Origin of the sequence: Mucilaginibacter hurinus, assembly GCF_003324525.1 — a bacterium.
GTDB classification, from domain to species: domain Bacteria; phylum Bacteroidota; class Bacteroidia; order Sphingobacteriales; family Sphingobacteriaceae; genus Mucilaginibacter; species Mucilaginibacter hurinus.
Genome location: NZ_QGDC01000004.1, coordinates 387,313 through 409,078 on the forward strand (window position 1 = coordinate 387,313; position 21,766 = coordinate 409,078).

General features: G+C 43.4%; 13 protein-coding genes. 4 read left to right on the forward strand and 9 right to left on the reverse strand.

The features are described 5' to 3' along the window. Window position 1 precedes the first annotated feature (1 nt). From DJ568_RS09230 to DJ568_RS09250, 5 genes are all read right to left on the reverse strand, one after another. Complete coding sequence (locus DJ568_RS09230) at window positions 2-3,136, reverse strand: SusC/RagA family TonB-linked outer membrane protein (protein ID WP_114004974.1); 3,135 nt, start codon at window positions 3,134-3,136, stop codon at window positions 2-4. Window positions 3,137-3,208: 72 nt separating this feature from the next. After that, window positions 3,209-4,312, reverse strand: coding sequence for a glycoside hydrolase family 43 protein (locus DJ568_RS09235; RefSeq protein ID WP_114004975.1), 1,104 nt, complete (start codon window positions 4,310-4,312; stop codon window positions 3,209-3,211). A gap of 19 nt (window positions 4,313-4,331) precedes the next feature. After that, complete coding sequence (locus tag DJ568_RS09240) at window positions 4,332-5,369, reverse strand: DUF4961 domain-containing protein (RefSeq protein WP_114004976.1); 1,038 nt, start codon at window positions 5,367-5,369, stop codon at window positions 4,332-4,334. Continuing rightward, window positions 5,369-5,845, reverse strand: a complete 477-nt coding sequence (locus DJ568_RS09245) for a DUF5004 domain-containing protein (RefSeq protein WP_158534908.1) — start codon at window positions 5,843-5,845, stop codon at window positions 5,369-5,371. The genes DJ568_RS09240 and DJ568_RS09245 overlap by 1 nt, the downstream gene beginning before the upstream one ends. Window positions 5,846-5,862: 17 nt before the next feature. Continuing rightward, window positions 5,863-7,620 (reverse strand): RagB/SusD family nutrient uptake outer membrane protein, encoded by a 1,758-nt coding sequence (locus tag DJ568_RS09250; protein ID WP_114004978.1) that lies wholly within the window; start codon window positions 7,618-7,620, stop codon window positions 5,863-5,865. Window positions 7,621-7,980: 360 nt separating this feature from the next. Here DJ568_RS09250 and DJ568_RS09255 point away from each other — a divergent pair, with 360 nt between their 5' ends. From DJ568_RS09255 to DJ568_RS09265, 3 genes are all read left to right on the forward strand, one after another. Further along, complete coding sequence (locus DJ568_RS09255) at window positions 7,981-9,420, forward strand: cellulase family glycosylhydrolase (RefSeq protein WP_114004979.1); 1,440 nt, start codon at window positions 7,981-7,983, stop codon at window positions 9,418-9,420. A 109-nt stretch (window positions 9,421-9,529) separates the two neighbouring features. Further along, window positions 9,530-10,873: a DUF5005 domain-containing protein gene (locus DJ568_RS09260; RefSeq protein WP_158534909.1), complete on the forward strand. Its 1,344-nt coding sequence runs from the start codon at window positions 9,530-9,532 to the stop codon at window positions 10,871-10,873. A gap of 328 nt (window positions 10,874-11,201) precedes the next feature. Further along, the gene (locus DJ568_RS09265) at window positions 11,202-14,156 is read left to right on the forward strand and encodes a glycosyl hydrolase (RefSeq protein WP_114004981.1); all 2,955 of its coding nucleotides are present in this window, start codon (window positions 11,202-11,204) and stop codon (window positions 14,154-14,156) included. Window positions 14,157-14,403: 247 nt separating this feature from the next. Here DJ568_RS09265 and DJ568_RS09270 read toward each other — a convergent pair whose 3' ends face one another. From DJ568_RS09270 to DJ568_RS09285, 4 genes are read right to left on the reverse strand one after another with little or no spacing between them, the layout of a single operon-like run. After that, window positions 14,404-16,026: an NADP-dependent glyceraldehyde-3-phosphate dehydrogenase gene (locus DJ568_RS09270; protein WP_114004982.1), complete on the reverse strand. Its 1,623-nt coding sequence runs from the start codon at window positions 16,024-16,026 to the stop codon at window positions 14,404-14,406. Window positions 16,027-16,075: 49 nt separating this feature from the next. Further along, complete coding sequence (locus DJ568_RS09275; protein ID WP_114004983.1) at window positions 16,076-17,575, reverse strand: sialate O-acetylesterase; 1,500 nt, start codon at window positions 17,573-17,575, stop codon at window positions 16,076-16,078. Next, on the reverse strand, window positions 17,576-18,712 hold the full coding sequence (locus DJ568_RS09280; RefSeq protein WP_114004984.1) for a cellulase family glycosylhydrolase: 1,137 nt from the start codon (window positions 18,710-18,712) through the stop codon (window positions 17,576-17,578). It lies immediately after the preceding gene. A 40-nt stretch (window positions 18,713-18,752) separates the two neighbouring features. Further along, window positions 18,753-19,481 carry an SGNH/GDSL hydrolase family protein gene (locus DJ568_RS09285; protein WP_147238737.1) on the reverse strand — a complete coding sequence of 243 codons (729 nt, stop codon included), beginning with the start codon at window positions 19,479-19,481 and terminating at the stop codon, window positions 18,753-18,755. 440 nt (window positions 19,482-19,921) lie between these two features. Between DJ568_RS09285 and DJ568_RS09290 the strand changes: the two genes are divergently transcribed. Continuing rightward, a complete protein-coding gene (locus tag DJ568_RS09290) occupies window positions 19,922-21,514 on the forward strand; it encodes an RICIN domain-containing protein (RefSeq protein ID WP_114004986.1) in 1,593 nt (530 codons plus the stop codon). Window positions 21,515-21,766: the final 252 nt, after the last annotated feature.

Genomic DNA, 21,766 nt, shown 5'->3' on the forward strand with positions numbered 1-21,766 from the left:
TTTATAATTTTATGTTAACGCCAAGGTTAAACACCTTTTGGATAGGATAATTGAAAACGTTCTGTGCTTGCTCAGGGTCGTAAATATCGTAGCCCGGGTCAGTAAACAGATTTAAACCATTAGCAAATATCCTTAAGCTCGATACTTTAATTTTTGATGTCCAGCTGATAGGAAGAGTATATCCTACATCTATATTCTTAAGCCTGAAATAATTACCCGAATGCATCCAAAAAGACGATGGTACGTTATTATTTATAGTCGCAGCGTCAGATAAACGTGGGTAAGAGGCAGAAGAAGCTGTTTCAGGGGTCCACCTGTTTAAGTGTTGTTTATACGCCTGCCCCGTATATGTTCCGCTACCTAAAAACGCCACAGATAAGGCGTTCATCTCCGTCATAATTACGCGGTTACCTACCCCCTGCACCAGGGCGGTTAAATCAAATCCTTTATAGTTAAACCCAATGGTAACTCCGTAAAACAACAAGGGCTTTTTTGATCCTAAAAATGTTTGATCAAACTGGTTAATCACTCCATCAGGTTTCGGGCTGCCGTCAGGATTAGTATCAGGGCCGCCTATGTCTTTAAACCTTATATCACCGGCCTTAGCTGTATAACCGCTCACTGTCGGACTCGACGATGCTTCTTCCTGGGTTGCAAAAAAGCCATCGGCCAGGTATCCGAAAGGCGCGTTAACCGGCTGGCCTGTTCTTTTATTAAAACTGTTAGGTTGGATAACTTCGTCCATAAACAATACCCTGCTTTGCATAAAAGACACGTTACCTGTTACAAAATAATGAAAGGAATTAAGCTTGTTTTTGTATGTAGCCGTAAACTCCATTCCGGTGTAGCGGTTAATTCCTATATTTTCGGTATTATACACGTTGCCGATAAGGGCGGAGGTTTTGCCGCGTACCTGCATTAAATCGTAAAATTTGTTGTTGTAATAATCAGCCGTAAACTGTAACCGATCATTAAGGATAGATAGGTCGACACCTATATCAAATTTGTTGGCCTTTTCCCAGGTGGCATTTTCATTAGTAAGCGCCAATTCAGACAGATAATCGTATTGCGCAGGATTTAAGCCGGCGCCAAAATAATACAGGCGGCTGTCCTGGCTTCCGTAACCCTTACGCCAGATAAAGTACCCCACATTCGCGTTACCTGTTTTAGCAAACGTGGTGCGTAGTTTTAATAAATTAATCCAACTTATGTGCTCTTTAATAAAATTTTCCTCTGATATTTTCCATCCCAGGCCGCCTCCGTAAAATGTGCCGAATTGTATTCCCGGCTTAAATCTGTCGTACCCACTGCGATTTACCGCTGCCTGGGCAAAATATTTGTTTTTATAGTTATAGTCAATTTTGCCTGCATAATTACGGTAAGTACCCGGTAGCTCGAAATTCAATGTAACGCTGCGCATATCGGCAAATAAGGATGCATTGATATTGTGTGCTCCAAATTGCTTGTTATAGCCGGCCATTACCTGTGCATATACATATTGAGCGCTCGCGGTAAGGCGAAACTCATTATTTGGATCTGTAATTTGTCCGTATCTTGTATAGGTAGGCTCGTTATTGTTTAAAGTGTACCTATAAACCTCGTTAGTACGGTTACGGGCTGCTGCATTTGAGGATAATACAGAGAAATTACCTTTAATTTTGCTATATAAACCAGGCACCCAGCGATCAAATTTATAGTTTAACTCAAGATCAACTACCAGATCCTTGGCATATTTGGGGAAGTATCCCGAATTCACCGTTTGGGCGTAAAGGTTGGTTTGGTAAATAGAATTACCGCCGAAAGATTTATTTGGATTGAACACCGGATAAGCATTATTGGGCGTAGTATACAACTCGCTTAATAATGTTGAAAAATTGCTCCCGGGTTCGTTACTATCCTGAATGCGGCCTAAAAATTTTAATGCTACCTCAAAGTTTTTGTTCGGCGTTATTTCAACACTTGAACTTATGGTGTATCGTTTTAATTTATTATTAGTGTTATAGGTATTGTCAGGCGATGTAATAAACATCCCATCCTGATCAAGATAACCTAATGATAGATGATATCTTGCGAAGTTTCCGCCGCCGCCAACATTGAGATTATACCGGCGTATAGGCGCGTTTCTTCTTAATATAGTTTTGAACCAGTTTACATCCGGATGCAGGTATGGGTTAGACCCATCTTTGTATGCCTGCAGGTCTTCGGGGGTGTATTGCGCCGTTTTACCTTCGTTGGTTCGTGCTTCATTATACAGGTAGGCATACTCATAAGCAGATAGCGGTTCAGGCATTTTTAGCGGGTTTTGGAAACCGGTTTGCGCGGTAAACGACACGCGCGGCGAGCCTGCGCGGGCCTTTTTTGTAGTGATAAGTAAAACGCCGTTTGAACTTCGCTGTCCAAGCAAAATTGTAGATAAACCATCTTTCAAAACGGATATCGATTCTATATTCTCCGGATCTATCGAAAAAAGGTCGCGCTGTACGCCATCCACTATGGTAACGGGTTTTAACGGACCGCGCAATTGCAGGTTAACCTCTTTATTATCCGTAGGTTCAGGCGCCCGGCCTGTATTTGAAGGAACGGAAATATAGAAAAATGTTAGCAAAGAAGATGCATCGGCCTGCGGCCAACCGCTATACTGTTCAGTGTACAAACCTGCCAATCTGCCTGCCAAAGCTACAGAATAAACCGGCGAAGGTGTGGTGGTTACCTGGTTTGTATATATTGAAGAAATTGAGCCCACTATATTATCAATTCTTGTGCGCCCATACAAAATATTAACAGTATCGGGTTGTTGTAAATAGCTTGGGGTGAGTTTTACTAAAATGGCCCCCGTATCAGTAATAAGCTTCTCTGCATCTAAGTACCCTTTGTAATGGAAGTAAAGTTTGCTTTTAACGGGTGCCGCAATATTAAACTCACCATTGGCGGCCGTATAAACGGTTAGCGTTGTGCCCTGTACACCAACTTTAACACCTTGCAACGCATGACCATAATCATCTACAACCTTGCCGGTAAGTGTATCGGCAGGGGCATGCTGAGTTTTTGCATATATGGGTGACTGGTAGCTGATTTGCAGCAGTAAGAACGTTACAGCTGCAACGGTAAAATAATTTTTTAAGTAGCAAGAAAGCATATCTTAGGTTAATTTTAATCGTGATAGGGATTATATGTAGCCGGTTGTTAGGTGAGGATCGATTTATAGCTTCTACTCGCCTGAAGGTTTTAAAAAAGGCACTTTAGAAACATAAGGCTCCCCAAAGTCAGGTGTTCCGTTATCCCGCCATTTTATTTTTTGTATGCATACGTTTCTTGAGTCTGTACACATAGCATTTGGCACCAAATTGGCATCGTAAACCATCCAGTCTTCGGTACCATCCTTTGATTTAAAAAAACTGTTACGGCCCGGTCCATAAATGTTACTTGCAGGTGTGGTTTTGAATACGGGATCCGGCGTTTTCACCCAGTCTGTAATGTTTAACGGGTTGCCTTCAGCTTTTAACGATAACAAGCCAATGCAATAGCTGTCAGATGAACAGCTGCTTGCCGAAAATGAAACAAAAACACGGCCCGACGAGCTTTTAAGAATTGCGGGCGACTCGTTTTTAGCTTCGATATTAGTGATGCTTGTGCTGTCCACCACGGTTTGGTATACATATTTCTCCCAATCGTTCACCGGGGACGAAATCATTATCCGTCCCGGCTCAACAGTATAAGGATTAGTCATTTTTGAGATGTAAAGCTGCTGTTTACCCTTATTTGAAGAGTCGGCATTCTCCCATCCCGACCATATTAAATATCGCAGGCCGTTATGGTCAAGTACCTTCGGGCCATCGGCAAACACCTCTTCAACACCCGAAATTTTCTTAGACTCCCACGTACCTTCCAAAGGATTTGCCGAACTGTTTTCCAATACAAACATCCGGTGGTTCTTTTCAAATCCGTTATCGGCCGAATAGTATATATACCATTTGCCATCGATATTTTTAAGCTCGGAAGGCCTTATATTATTGCTGTTTTCCTGGTTATTTGCGGGGATATAAACAGTACGTTTAAATGCAAACCTAAGGTAAGATACACCGGTACCCTGGTAAAGAACAATCCGGCCCGCCTTTGTATCCATAAAATAAACCTTACCATCGCTTTGTGCAACTGAAGGCCCGTAGCTGTCCTCCACAATCGGATTCGCCACCATGGTTTTGCTGTACGCAGGGTCAATAGAATTACCGCTGTCTCCAGAAGGTACACGCGAGGATTTGCTGCAGCCTGTTACCAGCAGCAATACCCATAAATATCTATATTTTATCTTCATTTAAAAATTAATTAAAGTGCTATTCGCAGCCTATCTTGTAAAAGAATGGTTCAGTAAGATCATTCGGGTTTGGGCCAACTGCAGGTTCACCCGGCGTGGCAGTAGCTGCATTTGTTAAAAAATATTCAATATGACTAAGTTGTGTGCCCTTACCTAGTTTAAATAATTGGCGCGGCCAAAATTCAATACGTCCCGTCTTATCAGTAAAGCGCGTAAACAGCGGCCTGCTCGTGGAGTTTATCCTTACATCATCAACAGTAACCGCCCTGGCATTTAAGTAAACATTTGTACCAATCAATTGAGGCACCGGACGTATATTCAGATCGTAGTCGATAGTTATAACATCATCCGCGGTGCCCTGTATAGGTACAGTGGCCGTCAGTTGCGGGTTACAAAAGTCAACCAGCGGACGGGTGCCATTTGTAACTTCAAAGCATTCAGAAAATACATTTTTGTAGGGGTTTACGTTACCATCGGTTATTGTATTAAGTGTTAGTGACACTACAACACCAAGTTTAACAAGCGTATTTTGCGGACCCGCTTTAACATTAATGGTAACGTTAATTGGGTTAGATATCATCCCCTTAAATACAGTGTAAGGTTTACTCCAAAACGCTACCCACTCTACATCAGGCTTTAAATTGCCGCCCAAACCGCTTCTTTTAAGCATCACCTCAGGCCAACTTAAGTTAGCATATTCGTCTACAAATTCTGCCCCAACTGTGGCACGCTGGTCATCAGGCACAATTGTCATTGTTTGTGTAACTCCAAGCCCGTCGTAGTCCGATTCGTATGTAATTACAGCATTTTTGCGGATATCCCATGCTTTGGGCGCTAAAAAGCCGATGATCATCCGTGGCTGGCCGGCTTTTGGCGCCGTAACTTCTAAAAGAGAGGTTTTTACTTTTATAGTAAAATTTTCACCGGCTTTAACTGACGCAGGCATTTCAACAATCACCGGCTGTTCAAAACAACTTTGTATAACAAGCCCGATAATTACTGTAGCAGCCAGCAAGTAAAGTTTTTTTCCTTTGATCTTAATTTTTGATACTATCATTATTCCGTTGTCTTTTCTAGCGTGTATTGGTAGGTGTTACGAAAACAACCCGAATTAAAGTTTATTATTAACTGGCGTTTGCCAACGGCGAACGGATAGTTAAAGTTTGCCGTTACAGGTACTTCGCCTTCACCTTTTAAAGTTATCAATGTGGTATAGTCCTGATTGTCGAGGCTAAATGTCCCATTGCTATTTTGCACAAATGGAATGTTGTTGCTGAGTTTAAAGGTTTTATCACTATTAAAATTTACCCTAAAACCGGCATAGTCAACACCGTAATTCACATTTAAACCATCTGCATTAAAAATGGCAGAACCATTGCGCACAGCCTTTACTACTTTCCAGGTGCCTGTTATATCTTTAACACTCTCGGGTTGTATTTTTAGTCTTTCCGTTTTGCACGAAGTCATAACGCCAGTCATTATGATGATGATGCTAATGCACACCAATGCTTTAAGAAGTATATTATTTATCATTGACATAAGGATTTTAGTTAATAACCAGGGTTTTGCCTTAGCTTTCGGGATTTCGCCAACTCGCTAAGCGGGAGGGGCCAAAAATACATAGCAGTGTTAAACGAGTGTTTTATAAGCGGCACCCGCTCATAGGTGTAGTTACTATTGGCCTGCTTAGTTATTTTCATGGCATGCATCATCTTATTCTCAGTTTGTTCAGCAATCTTCCAGCGCCGTACATCCCAAAAACGATGCGACTCAAATGCTAGTTCCACCCGCCTTTCTTGTCTGATTACTTCGCGCATTTGCTGCTGGCTTAAGCCAGGTTTAACGCCGTAGCTGCTATCGGCGCCCGGCAAGATGCCCGCGCGTTGCCTTATAAGCCGCAAACAATGGTAAACACTATCATTAAAGCCTCCAGGGCCATCATATTCATTTTTGGCCTCCGCAAAATTTAGCAGTATCTCGGCGTATCTTATAAGTGCATAATCGTGCAATGTACCCCAGTACGGGTTGTTAGGAACCTGCCTGTCATCAAGCATTTTATTTATATAGTAGCCTGTAGGTGTGCCTTTGCCATAACCATCTCCGGAGGGAGCGTCGGCATACGTATAAACCGGGTCGTAACCAAAATTGGAGGCATCAAACATCCTGTAAATTCGTTGTCCGTTGTATAAAATACTGTTATCAAATCGCGGATCACGATTTTTATAAGGATTTTTTGGATCATAACCTGAGCTGGGATCTGTTATGGCTAAGCCATTATTCATCCCGAACGCTTCAGCCATTTCATGATAAGGCCAGGCATGCCGCGTGGCCCCGCGCGAGGGTGGCAGCCATAAGTTTTCAAATTCCTGGGTACCCGGAACACCTGCCTTAAAAAAAATGAATTCAAAATTTGGCGAAGCGCCGCCGGCTATAGTAAATAAATATTTAAATGCGTGGCCCGGTATTTTACTAACAGAGTCTGTTTGGGCATCAATTTGCAACAAACTGTAAGTTCCGCTTTGTATCACCTGTGCCGCAGCATTGGCAGCACGCTTCCAGCGGTTTGGGTCAATGGTAGTAAAGCCGGTAAGTTCGCCGCCAATATTCCCTTCGTTAAATAACGGGCTTGCTGCGTACAGTAAAACCCGTGCCTTTAAAGCCTGGCATGCTCCTATTGTTACCCTTGACAGGAAAGCGGCATCACGGGTGGGAGGTAAATACGTAGCCGCAGCGTCACATTCGGCCAAAATATAATTAACACATTCGGCATAAGTATTTCGCGCGAGGTCAACATTGTCATCAGCCTTAAATACCGTATCGCCTACTATTGGCACGCCGCCATAGTGTTTTAGTAATATGGAGTAGTACCACGCGCGCAAAAAACGAGCCTCGCCCTTAGCGCGTGATTTTACGGTAGCGTCCATGTTTACGCCGGGCAATTTCTTTAAAAATAAATTAGCCGCGCGTATGTTTTTGTAACAGGTTAACCATGGCGAAGGGGTGGTATTTGCTGCATTTACAACACCTGTGGCAAACTGCCTGAAGGTTTCGCCGCCACCATTGCTGAATCCTTCGGCTTCGTCGCAGGCTGACTCAAGACCCGCGTTGCCGAATTGTACAGGATTGAAACTAAAACCTATCTGCGTGTAAATATTGGTTAAAAAAGACATTGTGCGGGCGCTGTCCGCAAATACCGCCGTTTCATCCAACTCGGATACTACGCCTGTATCAAAAAAATTACTCTTTTTACAAGAAGCAAATAAAATAAGCAATAGTAAGGTGTTTACACACACAAAAATCTTTCTCATATTATAATTTTAGGTGACCTTAACATGGTTGGGCCATGTAACCAGACGGCAATTTTATCTTTATGCTTTCAGGAACGCGTCCTGTTGCATCCTGCTTTTTATTAATATTTAATCAATTTACAATCATAATGATTTATTTATGACTAAATTTTCGGCAATTAATGACATTTTACGGTCAAATCCTAATTTTTTTTAAAATAATTTTCGATACTTGCATTTATTATGATTAAATTATGAGTTTCCGGCGCGTAATTCTTTTGCGAGGACAGAGAGGGACGGTCTGCTGATAATATAAACCTATTTTAGCGTTTAGGCATCCGGCCGGCCTATAATAAACAAACCAATTATAAAAATATTGAAATGAGACTGAAAACAATCCCCTTCCTAATTGTCGCACTAGCTGTAGTGTTTACCAGTTGTAAAAAAGAAACGCTAAAGAACGCGTCAGAAAATTCATTAAAAGAAAATGCAGTTCACGGCTATACGGTACATGCCAGCATAAGGAAGTTAGACAATGCCGGCGCTAATAACTTTAACTATGAATTTACCTTTTGGGTAAGCACTGATGCTCAGCCATTAACTGCCTTACAACTTCCGGCGCAGCTGCAACTTGTGGGTGAATTAAGTGCCGGTGGCACCAAAGAAATAAAAAAACTCACCCTGCAAACAGGTACGAGGGTAACGCGAAAAATATACAGGCTAACCTCGCCCGTATCTGTAATAGGCAAGTTCAGTGTACCCGGCTTATACCAGGGGAAGCAAATAAATTGTACAGCTACAGTGATTGAGCAGCCTTACAACCTTCCCGCCGTCGCTGTGCAGGGCACGGGTTTCGTCGACTCGGAGGGCAAAAAATTTATTCCGTGGGGTGTAAATTATACCAACGGCAAAACTTTTTTATTAATGGATAATGAATGGTATGACGAAACCGACTGGCAGATCATTAAACAAGATTTCAGAGAAATGAAGGCTATGGGGCTGAACATAGTACGAATTCACCTGCAATATAAAAACTTCATGACCGGTGTTAATACACCCAACCTGCAATCATTAAAACGGCTTAAAGAGTTAATAGATTTTACGGCTACTATTGGCCTGTACCTGGATATAACCGGGTTATGCAGCTACCTCAATGAAGATCCGGCATGGTATACAAACCTTGACGAAGCCGGACGCTGGGCAACACAGGCATTGTTTTGGAAAGCTGTGGCACGGGTAGCTAAGGGCAACAATAATGTATTCTGTTATAATTTAATTAATGAACCCGTTACGCCTACATCTGCAACAACTATATGGTTACCGGGAGAAGCTTTTGGTGGATTATATTATTATGTACAGCATATAACGCGGCAACCAGCAGGCCGGTCATGGACTGCCATTACAAGCGCATGGATAAGCAAGCTTAAAAGCGCCATACGCGAAGAGGATAACCGCACCCTTGTAACAGTTGGGTTTATAGGGTTAGGAAAGATTTCGTATTTTAACGATCTGCTTGATTACAACAGCATTCACATCTATCCAAAGTCCAACACAATTACCCAGTCATTAAATATTATAAAATCAAGCCAATCTGACAAACCTTTAGTTGTTGAAGAAACAAGCTGGGAAGCCGGTTACGATAATATGAGGTTATTTATTAATACCACACAAAACGATGGTTTAACGGTAGGTTATATGGCGCACTACCACGGTGAAACCATCGAAGATCTTGAAAAGCAAAGTGGCATGGGACCAGCTATACAGCGTGAATGGTATAAAATATTTATGTTTGAATTGAATCCTAATTTTAACAAGCCCTAAAGGCTACTAAGTTTTAGATTAATTTTTAGGGTGTTAAGCAGGGACTGCCGCCCTAAAAAAGTCGTTGTATATGATTATAAGATGTATTATTAGAGACTTTTGCATAAATATGAGCAAATATATTATAGCGTTAGCATGTTTATCCATCACTATAGCAAGCTGTAAAAAAAGGAATGAAAACCCCGCAAAAAGCGCCGGCAACAACATTTTGTCATTTACCATTAACAACAGCCAGGTAGGCGAAGCAGTTTTAAATGCCGACTCCGCAACTATACGGATTTTTGTAAAACAAGGAACAGACCTGACTACTATTAAGCCAGAAATACGCGTAGCCGACAAAGCCAGCATATCCCCGGCATCCGGCCAGCAAGTTAATTTATTACCTGACAGCGTTATAACATACACGGTAACGGCGGAATCTGGCGCAACTCAAAAATGGCAGGTTCAGGTGAAAATATACCCGAAACCAAACCTTGCAAGTTATAAACCTGATGTAAAGCCCGACTCTGTATTTCAAGGCTATTTTACCCGCTATAATGGGTGGAACAGCGGCGACGGGGCACAGTCAATTTTACTTCCGGATGGACGCACGGTATGGATGTTCGGCGATTCATTTGTAGGCGAGGTAAACCCCGACCGTACACGTGTGAATAACAAAACATGGTTTATAAACAACGTGATGATGATACAGCAAGGCAGTGAGTTTACAACCCATCACGGCGGAACATCTGATAAGCCCACTGCCCTGTTTGTGCCCGATAATCCCAAGCGCTTTTATTGGGCAAGGCACGGCTTTGTTGATGGCAATGAGCTTTACCTGACCCTGATGGAACTTGAAAAAGTAAAGGTGAACGGCAGGGACGAGTTGGCGCATCATGCCGATAAGATGGCTGTATTAAGCCTGCCAGATATGAGATATATTAAAATGCTGGATATACCATACCGTAACGGAATTAGTTATGGCGACCGCTGCTTTAGCGATGGCAACTACAATTATATGTTTGGACAAAAGGGCAACGGCTGGAACAACTATTTATATATAGCGCGGGCAGCGGCTGGCAAAGCCAAAGATACCTGGGAGTTTTTTGCGGGTGATAAAGGCTGGGTTAAAGATATGAGCAGCGCTACTACAATTAAAATGGCAACGCACATCAGTTCGGCGCCTACATTGATAAACCGGAACGGCAGATATTATATGATTATACACCGCAACTTTTTCTCAAACGATATATTGATGTTCAGGGCTGACAAACCCGAGGGGCCGTATACCGATGAAGTAAAATTGTATACAACTACCGATGCCGACAACTCATACCTGGCAATTGGGCACCCTCAATTTATGGAAGGCAACAGGCTGCTTATAGGGTACTCTGTTGCAGGCGATATTTTTAAATCATATAAGAACGTAGATATATGTGTGCCCAAATTTATAAGGGTTACTCTGCCTGAATAATTGATAATAAGCATACCGGATGTATAGGCACTAACACAGGTGCCAACATGCTACTAACTGAGGATGATGGAAACATCCATCCAACGACTTGTCCTGTTACGCCATTTAAGATAAATTAAGGGATCCCGCCCGATGTGTAAGAATCTTCTTTTTTGATTATTATATGATTTTATTTTGATTAAAAAGATGAATATTTGAATAAATACTGCACATATTTGACAAATTTAACTTAAATTGCATTGGCTTCATTTCGTCATACAACTAAATATAGGGCAAGGTGTGAACGATTGAATGCCAAGTTTAATTAAACCTATAATTTTTTATTGACATGAGAAGAAAACATTTGGCGCTTGGCCTGGTGATACCCCTGGTAATAGCGTTTTGCTCTTTTACCATTACATTTCGTAATACTGCGCAAAATAAAGCATTGCAAAGTGACGACACGCTGGCACGCGGCTTTGCTGCACCACCAAAAGCCTCGCGCCCGCAAGTATTTTGGGATTGGATGGGAGGATTGATTAGCCGGGAAGGCATAACTAAAGATTTGGAAGCCCTTGCTGCACAGGGCATAAGCGGTGTTCTTGTTATGCAAATGCCCGACCAGGCTACTGACGGGGTAGCCGTTACTTTCGGCGATTACAAAGGAAAAGTAAAATGCCTGAGCGATGAGTGGTTTAACCTGGTAAATTTTGCCATTGGGGAGTGCGATCGTTTGGGACTTAGCTTTTCCATATTCATTTCGCCTGGTTGGAGCCATGCGGGCGGCCCCTGGGTAACTCCAGAGTTTGGTTTAAAAAAGTTACAGGCTACAGAATTAACCGTAACAGGGCCGGCCAAGGTTGACAAGCTATTGCCACCGCCACCAAAATTAATTGGTATAAAAGCTGAATATGTTAAACCAGAAGATCCGGCTTACTATAAAGATTTTGCAGTTGTAGCCATCCCTGATGACACCTTAATTGCCGCAAGGGATATTATTGACATAAGTAAAAACTTTAACGCTGAGAGCAGACTGAAATGGAACGCGCCGAAAGGCAAGTGGAAAATTGTACGACTCGGCATTGCATCTGAAAACGGCCAAAACCACCCTGCCCCACCCGAAGGCACAGGCCTGGAAAGTGACCGTATGAACCCAAAAGCAGTACAGATAGTGTTTGACGGAATGGTTGGGCGCATTTTGCGCGAAGCAAAAGCCAAAGGCTACCGTTCATTTAAAGCATTTGAAACGGATAGCTACGAAGGCGGGTACCAGGACATCACCGACGATTTCCGGGAACAGTTTAAACGCCGCCGCGGTTATGATTGTCTTACGTGGCTTCCGGCGTGGACTAATGAAAAATTGGTAATAAACAATGCCGACCTAACTGCCCGTTTCCGCCTCGACATGCAGCAAACAATTACAGAACTGCACACTGAGCGTTTCTACAGCGAATTGCGCCGGTTGGCTGATGTTAATGGCTTAACCTGGATGACAGAGCCATATTGGGGCATGCCGCAGGACTGGAGGACAACCGGGTCAAAATCAACTATGCCGGGATGCGAGTTTTGGGTAGCACCTAATACATCATCTGCTAATCCGGCTTATTTAATTGGCGCTGCGCCTGACATAGCCGCACTATATGGTCTGCCTGTTGTCTGGGCCGAATCATTTACAGCTGAATCATTTAACAGTGCCTGGCGAAACGACCCCTACTTTTTAAAACCCTGGGGCGATATAGCTTTTTGCCGTGGAATTAACCAGGTATATTTTCATGGCTTTACCCATAATCCGTTTGATGACCGGTACCAGCCCGGGGTAAGCATGGGCTTTTGGGGCACACAGATAACCCGGCACGCCACCTGGTGGCCATACTCACTACCATGGCATACCTATTTGGCGCGGTGCCAATATCTGCTACGTCAGGGACGCCCGGTAAATGACCTGTTATCATATCCATCAAGCATTCAAAGCGTATCCGGCCCGGCAGTTAACTCAGGCGTATACAGACAGGTGGTATTAAACGACGAGTCACTTTTTTCACGAATTTCGGTAGTCAATGGCCGCATAGTAGTAAAGGGTGGGGGCGAATTTGCAGCGCTGGCACTTGCGCCATGGACAGCTTATAAACCTGAAGCTTTGCGTCGCATACTTGAACTGGTAAAAGAAGGTGCAACCCTTATTGGCGGGCGACCACCGTCAAGGTCGCCTAGTTTGCAGAACTACCCCGCTTGTGACAGCGAAGTCGGCGCGCTTGTAAATGAGATATGGGGAAACGAAAATTCTGCGAATGAACGCAACCTGGGCAAAGGGCGGGTTATTAACACAGGTGACGTTGCCGGAGCAATGGATAAAATAACAAGTCCGGATGTGCGCTTTACTACCGCTAAAAAGGATACCGGCAACAGGTTTGATTTTGTACACCGTCGTGATGGTGATACTGATATCTATTTTATCTGCAACTCCAGTGATAACCCGGTTGATGTAACCGCTGATTTTAGAGTGGCGGGCAAATTTGCTGAACAATGGGATGCCACAAGCGGTGCTACACTGGCGGTTACCAATGCACAGCAAAAAGACGGACGCACCCTGGTTCCGGTACATTTTGAACCTCGCCAATCATTTTTTATCATATTTAAAAAGGCAGCTAGTGCCCAGCTTTCAACTAACCTTACTGCAAACAAACGCAGTACAGTTGCAGTTTTAAAAGGAGGCTGGGAGGTTGCATTTGACCCAAAATGGGGCGGGCCGGCAAAAATAAAATTTGACACCCTGCAGGATTGGAGCAAACACCCCGAAGAGGGCGTGAAATATTACAGCGGTACAGCTGTATATGCTAAAACTTTTGACGTAGATGCAGTAGTACTAAAAAACAAAAACCTATATATCGATTTAGGTGAAGTACAAAACATAGCCCGTGTAAACCTTAACGGGAAAGACCTGGGTGTAATATGGTGCGCGCCATGGCACGCCATTATACCTCCGGGCATTTTAAAAAGCAGGGGCAACAAACTAACCATACAAGTAGTTAATACATGGGCAAACAGACTGGTGGGCGACGAACAAAAACCCGACGACGCTGAGTTGGTAGCCTGGAACCCGCCGGGTGAACGCAAGGGGAGCTACGATAAAAGTGTAGGCTCGCACAGGTTAAAGGACCTCCCGGATTGGCTTGTACGCGGTGCCGAGCGTCCGGCCACAGGTAGATATACTTTTTCTACCTGGAGATTTTACAACAAGGATGCTCCGCTTATACCCGCGGGGCTGCTTGGCCCGGTAAGCATTAAGGCTGCCGTTGAAAAATAGCCTGATTTTTGTTGTTAGCACAAAGAGGCTGTCTCGCGGTGAGACAGCCTCTTCGTGCTTTTGGAGCATTTGTAATATTTAACGGCCATAAGCAGCGTTGAGAAAGGCAACATAATTGTGCTAACGAGCATCTTTGACTTCGCCCAAACACGTTTAGCTTAATACTTCACTGTAGGTTTACTTTGGAAATAAAAAAACCGCCTCACGATATGCTCATGAGACGGCTCCTTAACGTGGTAGTTATTTATTATAAAATAAACTTGGTGCTCAGGAAGTTTGAGTCATTTTCGTCTACTATGGTATTCAGCAGTTGTTTGTTCGACTCGTTTAGCTTTGTAGCTACCAATGAGCGTATAGAGAACGAGCGCAGCGCATCGTGAACAGAGAGCGTACCCTCGGCACTATCTTTACGGCCTGTGAACGGGAACACATCCGGACCACGCTGACATTGGGCATTTACGTTTACACGGCTTACCAGGCTTACCATTGGGTCTATCAGCGCTGATATCTCTTTGGCGTCATTACTAAATATGCTTACCTGCTGGCCGTGCGGCGAATTGATCTGCCAGTTGATCGGCTCCTCTATTGATTCAAACGGAACAACAGGTATAACAGGCCCAAACTGCTCCTCGCGGTATAGCTTCATCTTTTCGTTTACCGGGTATACTATTGCCGGGTATACAAACGATGCTTCGCTTACGCCGCCGTTTTCATTGATCACCGACGCGCCGTTAGCTTTTGCGTCTTCTATAACTTCTTTCAGGTAGTCGGGCTTATGCGGCTCGGGCAGCGGGGTTAGCTTTACGTCTTTATCCCATGGCATTCCCAGGGTAAGTTTCGGTATGGCTTCGCTAAGCAGCTTTAAAAATTCATCTGCCACGTCCTTGTGTACGTAAATGATCTTGATAGCTGTGCAACGCTGCCCGTTAAATGACAGCGAACCCAGTATACATTCACTTACCGCCAGCTTCAGATCGGCATTTTTAGTAATGATAGCCGCATTTTTAGCATCTAAACTCAAAACGGCGCGTAAGCGGTTAACTTTAGGGTGACGCTTTTTCAGGTCATTGGCTACCTTACTGCTGCCGATAAAAGCCAGCACATCTATTTTACCACTTGCCATCAGCCCGGGCGTTACTACCGCACCACGACCATAAACCGTGTTGACCACACCTTTAGGGAATGATTCCTGGAACGCTTTTAACAACGGGTAATGTAATAACGAACCGTGTTTCGGTGGTTTAAACAGTATGGTATTGCCCATGATAAGGGCAGGTATCAGCGTGGTGAAGGTTTCGTTTAACGGGTAATTGAACGGGCCCATGCAAAGCACTACCCCTAAAGGTGAACGCCGTACCTGGGCTACCACGCCTTCTTCTATCTCAAAGCGCGAACCCTGACGGTCGATGTCTTTTAAGGCTTCGATGGTGGCTAACATGTACTCTACCGTACGGTCAAACTCCTTGGCCGCATCGCCCTGCGATTTGCCTATCTCCCACATGATCAGCTTTACAATCAATGAGCGCTGCTCGCCCATCTTGCCGATAAATGTCTCCAGGCTTTTTATACGCTGGTCAACGCTCATCGTTGGCCATTCGCCACGCCCGTTGTTATAGGCCGCCACAGCTGCCTCTAAAGCTTCGCTGGCTTCCTTCTCTGTGCACAAAGGGTACGTGCCGATAAGCTTTCGTTTTAACCCTTCGCTTGTAGGGATACAAACCGGCGAATATACTTCGCTTACCGGCCCGTCCCATTTACGCATTTCACCGTTGCACAAATACTCGCGCTGGTGTATCTCATCTATCCTGAAGTCCTCCGGTATACGGGCTTCTTCTACAAACAGTGATTTAATCTGGTCTTGAAAACTCATTGTAAGTTATTTATTGTTTTTATTATTGACTAGCATTGACTGTATTAACCTATTCATCATTCCTGAACTGCTCGGCAGGCAAACCTGCCTTGTTGGTTAAGTTAGTAACTACCGAACTGGTAAAGGCGTAGCGTAGGTATAACGGCTTTTGTACACTACCTGCCTGCAATATAATGTCATCACCTGCAATTACAGCATTCGCGGCGTAAAATACCTTATCGCTACCGGCTATAAAAAAATTTGCAGGGGGTTTATTATCTGTGGTGGCTAATCCGCCTGCCAGCGTACTTTTGTTATATATTAGCCTTAGTGAGCTACCCTCAACAGTTATGTCACTTACCTGCGGACCCAAGTAGGGCGTAACTATTTGATATGTTTTGTTAAGCGCTATACGTGCTAAACGGAGGCCTACCGGCTTTTTTTCGCGCGGATGAATATTTTTAGGATCCTCGCTGTCCAGGGTTATAGCCATTTCTGTATTCTCCGTTGCACGTACCTCTGCCTGGGCTTCGCGAAAGATGGCGTAGTAATCGTTAACCAGGTCTTCACGCCTGTCTAAATAAGGTGCAACCTGCACATAATAAAAAGGCAGCGAACCTTGCCCGAATTCATCCCGCCATGATTGTATCATACGGGAGAGCGACCGGGTATATTTTTTTCCCTCCCACCTGTTAGTTTCACCCTGATACCATAAAAACCCACGTAAACTAAAGCCGGCTATGGGATGCACCATAGCATTGTATAGCAACGTCGGACGTACTACCTTTTCAAAAGTAAAATCAGGTGTAAGAGGCAACTTAGATTTAGCATCCGCATCATAACGCTTAAGATGTTCGTCAGCTGTGTCGGCTGCAAGTGTTTCCCGCCTTGTCCAGGCCTGAATAGACGATGCGCCAACAGCAGATAATATTATACCGACAGGCACATTAAGTTTGCTTTGAATTTCGCGGGCAAAGTAATATCCCACGCCACTAAATTCTTTTACTGTCTCCGGCGTGCACACTACCCAGTTGCCGCTAAAGGTACTGTGCGGGCGGGCTTTAAAATCCATCGCTACCGTTAACAGCCTGATATTGGGACAGTTTGCGAGGGGTATCTCAGTTTCATAATCCACTACCCCATCCACATCCCCTTTGCTGCCAATCATTTTATATCGCATATTTGACTGGCCCGCAGCAAACCACACTTCGCCTATTGCCAAGTTATTAAGTGCTATAGTGGTGCCGTTGCAATAAAGCGTTAGGGTGTGCGGAGTAAAATCGCCAGAAATGGCTTTTGGCACCGCTATTTGCCCACGCCAATAACCACTTTTATTAACCTTAACTGTAACTGCACTATTTGCCCATGATGCTTTGATAACTACTTTTTGTCCGTAGCGGGCCTCACCCCACAATGTAAAAGGCTTGCCCTGCTGCACCACCATATTAGACTGAAATGGACTGGCCACTTTAAAGCTACTGTCGGGCATGGGCCGGTTATATATATGGGCACTCGCTGTGTCAACAACAAAAACGGTCAACACAAATAAAATCAGAAAACGCAAATTCATCTATTTGGAGGTTTGAAGGATATCAACAGATTTATTTTTAAAATATTTAAACCAGTTACTCACCCAGGTATCACCAAATTTGCCGGTGGAAGCCAACTCTTCTATGGTTTTACCCCAGTAAAAACTAATCCAGCCGTCGGCAAAACTTTTCCCGCCTTCAATAAATGCGTCTGCATCTTCTACAGTACACTCCAGCCCAAATATTTCTTCTATTACCAGTGGTTTGCCTATATCATACAATTTAAGGCCGGCTAACGCTTTATCCACCTCGTTATGTTTAGGATAAAAGTGTACGCTCACAAAATCAAGTTTCGCGCACACATCGCGGTCATAGAATAACGGTTGCGCACCGGGGAAATAAAACGCCAACGGTATTACACCCAGCGTAACCATGTGCCGGCTGTCCTGCCTGCGTATTGCCGCAACCATCTTTTCAATCCATTCTTTTGCAACCTGCTTTTGCGTCCGCTCACCTATGTTTAACACCAGGCGTTGGTTATAATAAAATCCGCCCAACTCGCCGGCCAGCAATTCCTTATGTGCCTCGCCTTTGGCTGGTATCAGTGGTTCGTTCATCAAGCCGTAACAAAATACGGCAGGACTGTCCTTACAAACTTTCGCCACGGCTTCCCAAAAATATGCCTGCACTTGCCAGCGTCCGGCATCATCTAAGTTAACGTACCATTCCGGGATATCATTTTTCCGGTAACAGGCAAGCCCTGTAATATCAAGGTACAGTCCAATACTCTCCGCCAACTTTATCAACCGGGCCAATTGGTTTAGTGATTCGGGGTTTGTGGAATTGGCAGAGTCCATAAACTTAGGTAATTGTAAATGAACACGAACCACGTTAGCGCCAAGTTGCTTCATTTCTTTAAAATCGGCAACTACCGTATCCCATTCACTAATCCAATAATCCTCAATAAGGCGACCGGGCTTGCGGCTGTCATGATCATAATTTACGCCCCATGCCACAAACTTTTTGGCAGATGCCTTATTTATAAAGCAGGTGCTGTCTTCAGACACTTGTATCCAATCCAATCGGCTACTATCCTTAAAACTACTGCCTGCAACGTGTAAAGGATAAAAGCCTGCCATTAAAATTAAGGCTATGCAGCTACTGAATTTATGAATCATAAGATATGAGTTACAAACTGTATTGGCCCAAGCCGATTAGCTACTTAAAATACGGCATTATTTGATTTGCTATAATAGTGCTGCCTTTCTCATTAAAATGATTAAAACCGTAGACTAAGGCTGAAAGCTTATTGCCCTCACTGGCATATTTTTTAAACGCGTTATACACGTCAGCGCACCCTACATGATTTTCAGCGGCCAATTGTTTTATCTGGTCAGAAACCATTTCAATCTCATTACCGGGCTGTAGTATGTTAACGCGTAAGTCAGGCGTTGAGGTAAGCAATATCACCTTAATATTTTTCTGCAGCGCTTTTTTTATCATCTCATCCATAGCTGCACGGGTGTCGGTAAGCTTTAAATGTTTATCATTTACACCATAATCAATAAAAAGGACGTCAGGCCTGTGCGGTAGTACATCGGCATCAAAACGTTTAGCGCCTGATGGCGAAAACTCTCCACCTTTTGAGGTGAGTATGATGTTGATAACAGCAGAGGGATATAATTTTTTTAATTCGCGAAACACAAGCTGTGGATACGATTCAAAGGGCTTTACATCGGCGCCCAGCGCGTAACCTGTAGGTACCGAATGGCCATGAAATACCAGGTTAATTATCCTGTTGTTCGGCCATTGCTTTACCAATTCCTTTTTAATATCGGATAAATAAGTTGTATCAATAGGCTGTGTGTTACAGCACTCGGCAACGTATTGCTGTGCTTTGCAAGAAAGCATTGCAATTGTCGACAATAAAAAAACTAAATATTTCATATCATAATAAAATTTATCGCCGGATAATCCGTATGATTTAACTTCCAACCGCGTGGGTAGTGTTACACCCCTTTACAAAATGCTATATTACCGTAAAAGCCCTACAAACTAATAACAATACTAGTTAATTAACTGCGCGGCTGCCTTTTACTTAATAAACGAAATTATATTGTTTGTTAGTTACTACCATCCCATACTGTCCCCCCGCCCAAAATTGCTATATACCTGTTATAATTTAATTACCTGTGATTTAAACCAATATAAATTTTTATTCTAATAAACCTTAAATCGTGCACAAATATAATCAAATATAAATCAAATATAAATCACTTTGATTTAAATTTGATTTTTTTATTTTGAAATATGAAAACTGCTTGATTATATTTGATTTATCTACTGCAAGGTTTGCAGTGAACCAATCATACTTAAATAACAAAAAAATGAGAAAAATTAAAGTACTGGGCATTTTCATGCTCTACTTGTTGCTCAACAGTTGCAGCAAAAAAGAAAGTGCATTTATTGCACCCCAACCACCGCAAGGGCCCACCAAACCTGCATGGGTCCCTGGCCAGCCCCTTATAAATGGGGTTTACAAACTGTTTAATCCCAACACGCAATGCATACAGGTAAACAACCTGTCTAATGGCGGCTTAGTGGAACAGAATACTTATATAGCCAATACCAATCAGCAGTGGGAAATAACCAATCTCACCGGCGGCTATTACAAAATAATAAACCGTGCCAGCGGAAAAGCTATGGAAGTACCCGGTGGCTCCACAGCACAAAACGTGCAGCTACAGCAATCAACTTACACCGGCACCAACAGACAGCAATGGAAAATTGAGCATGTCGCATCCGGAAAATATAAAATCACTAACCGGGGCAGCGGTTTAGCGGTGACGCTTGACCAAAACTCGACCGCCCAGTTTGCCAAGATAACCCAAACAACTTATGTTGCTAACAATGCACACCAGTGGTCGCCTACGTTTACGCAATTGCCAAAAATCAATATAAGCGGCAAGCAATTTATACGGCAGGACGGGCAGGTGTTTAAAGTATGGGGATTTAACTATGACTATATGTTTACCCAGCAAAGAACGCATCAGTTAATTGACGATAAATGGCAGAATCAATCAAACATGGATAGCATAAAGCAAGATTTTCAGCAAATGAAAGCACTTGGCTCTAACGTGGTTCGTCTTCATCTACAGTTTAATAAATTTATGACAAACGCTACCACGCCCAATGCAGCAGCACTTGACAGGTTAAAAAAAATAGTGGGGTTTGCAACGGATAATAATCAGTATCTCATCCTTACAGGTCTGTGCAGTTATCGTGAATCAGACGATCCGGCATGGTATAAGGGCACCAGTGTTACCACAGCACAACGCTGGGCAGCACAAACCGTCTTTTGGCAAGCCGTTGCCGGAGCTGTTGCTAATAATCCTACCATATTTGCTTACGACTTGATGAATGAGCCCACTGGTCCGCCATGGAGCGCTGTAACAAGTTGGGTACATCCGGCACCCGCAGGATATCCTTTTACTTATACCCAATATCTTTCTCGTGACCATACGCAGGTAATGGATTATGTAAATATCACTAATAACTGGATAAACCAGATAAGTGCAGCAATACGTGCCGTAGACAATACCACGCCAATAACAGTGGGATTTATCCCGGCAGCAAATTATGTGCAGTTTAGAAATAACAGCTACATTAATTATATGAGCATACATGTGTACCCGGAAACAGGTAACCCGGATGCCGCAAATACCATTGCAGCTTACGACAGTCAGAATACTAAACCGCTGCTTGTAGAAGAGGTATACACAGCGTTTAGCATTACGCCCAACGACTTACAAACATTTATGCAAAACAACGATTCAAAGGTTAACGGCTGGGTGTCTTTTTTCTGGGGAGATGATCAGGCCTGGTTAGCTCAGTATCCCAATGACTGGCCTGCTGCCATCCAAATACAATGGCTTAACAAGTTTCAGGCCATGAGCCCGAATTACGTATTAAATCCATAACGGCATTATTTACCTACTTGCTCCGTGAATGATAGTAGAAAACATTTACGAGGCAAGTACTTCTTATTCATTTAAACAGTTGTACGAGTACAAAATTGGAATGTAATACTTGTACAGGAAAAATTGATCTAACGCGAGATTTTACGGCAGGAGTTGAAAAACCTTTAAAGAGCAAGGATAATTAACAGAAAGGAGTTACCCATGGATATTATAAACTCCCTAACTATTTTCTTACTGAAAATATTAGTTAGA

Coding starts and splice junctions, on each gene's coding strand:
- DJ568_RS09230 (WP_114004974.1), bottom strand. CDS start 3,136: ATGCTTTCTTGCTACTTAAAAAATTATTTTACCGTTGCAGCTGTAACG.
- DJ568_RS09235 (WP_114004975.1), bottom strand. CDS start 4,312: ATGAAGATAAAATATAGATATTTATGGGTATTGCTGCTGGTAACAGGC.
- DJ568_RS09240 (WP_114004976.1), bottom strand. CDS start 5,369: ATGATAGTATCAAAAATTAAGATCAAAGGAAAAAAACTTTACTTGCTG.
- DJ568_RS09245 (WP_158534908.1), bottom strand. CDS start 5,845: ATGATAAATAATATACTTCTTAAAGCATTGGTGTGCATTAGCATCATC.
- DJ568_RS09250 (WP_114004978.1), bottom strand. CDS start 7,620: ATGAGAAAGATTTTTGTGTGTGTAAACACCTTACTATTGCTTATTTTA.
- DJ568_RS09255 (WP_114004979.1), top strand. CDS start 7,981: ATGAGACTGAAAACAATCCCCTTCCTAATTGTCGCACTAGCTGTAGTG.
- DJ568_RS09260 (WP_158534909.1), top strand. CDS start 9,530: ATGAGCAAATATATTATAGCGTTAGCATGTTTATCCATCACTATAGCA.
- DJ568_RS09265 (WP_114004981.1), top strand. CDS start 11,202: ATGAGAAGAAAACATTTGGCGCTTGGCCTGGTGATACCCCTGGTAATA.
- DJ568_RS09270 (WP_114004982.1), bottom strand. CDS start 16,026: ATGAGTTTTCAAGACCAGATTAAATCACTGTTTGTAGAAGAAGCCCGT.
- DJ568_RS09275 (WP_114004983.1), bottom strand. CDS start 17,575: ATGAATTTGCGTTTTCTGATTTTATTTGTGTTGACCGTTTTTGTTGTT.
- DJ568_RS09280 (WP_114004984.1), bottom strand. CDS start 18,712: ATGATTCATAAATTCAGTAGCTGCATAGCCTTAATTTTAATGGCAGGC.
- DJ568_RS09285 (WP_147238737.1), bottom strand. CDS start 19,481: ATGAAATATTTAGTTTTTTTATTGTCGACAATTGCAATGCTTTCTTGC.
- DJ568_RS09290 (WP_114004986.1), top strand. CDS start 19,922: ATGAGAAAAATTAAAGTACTGGGCATTTTCATGCTCTACTTGTTGCTC.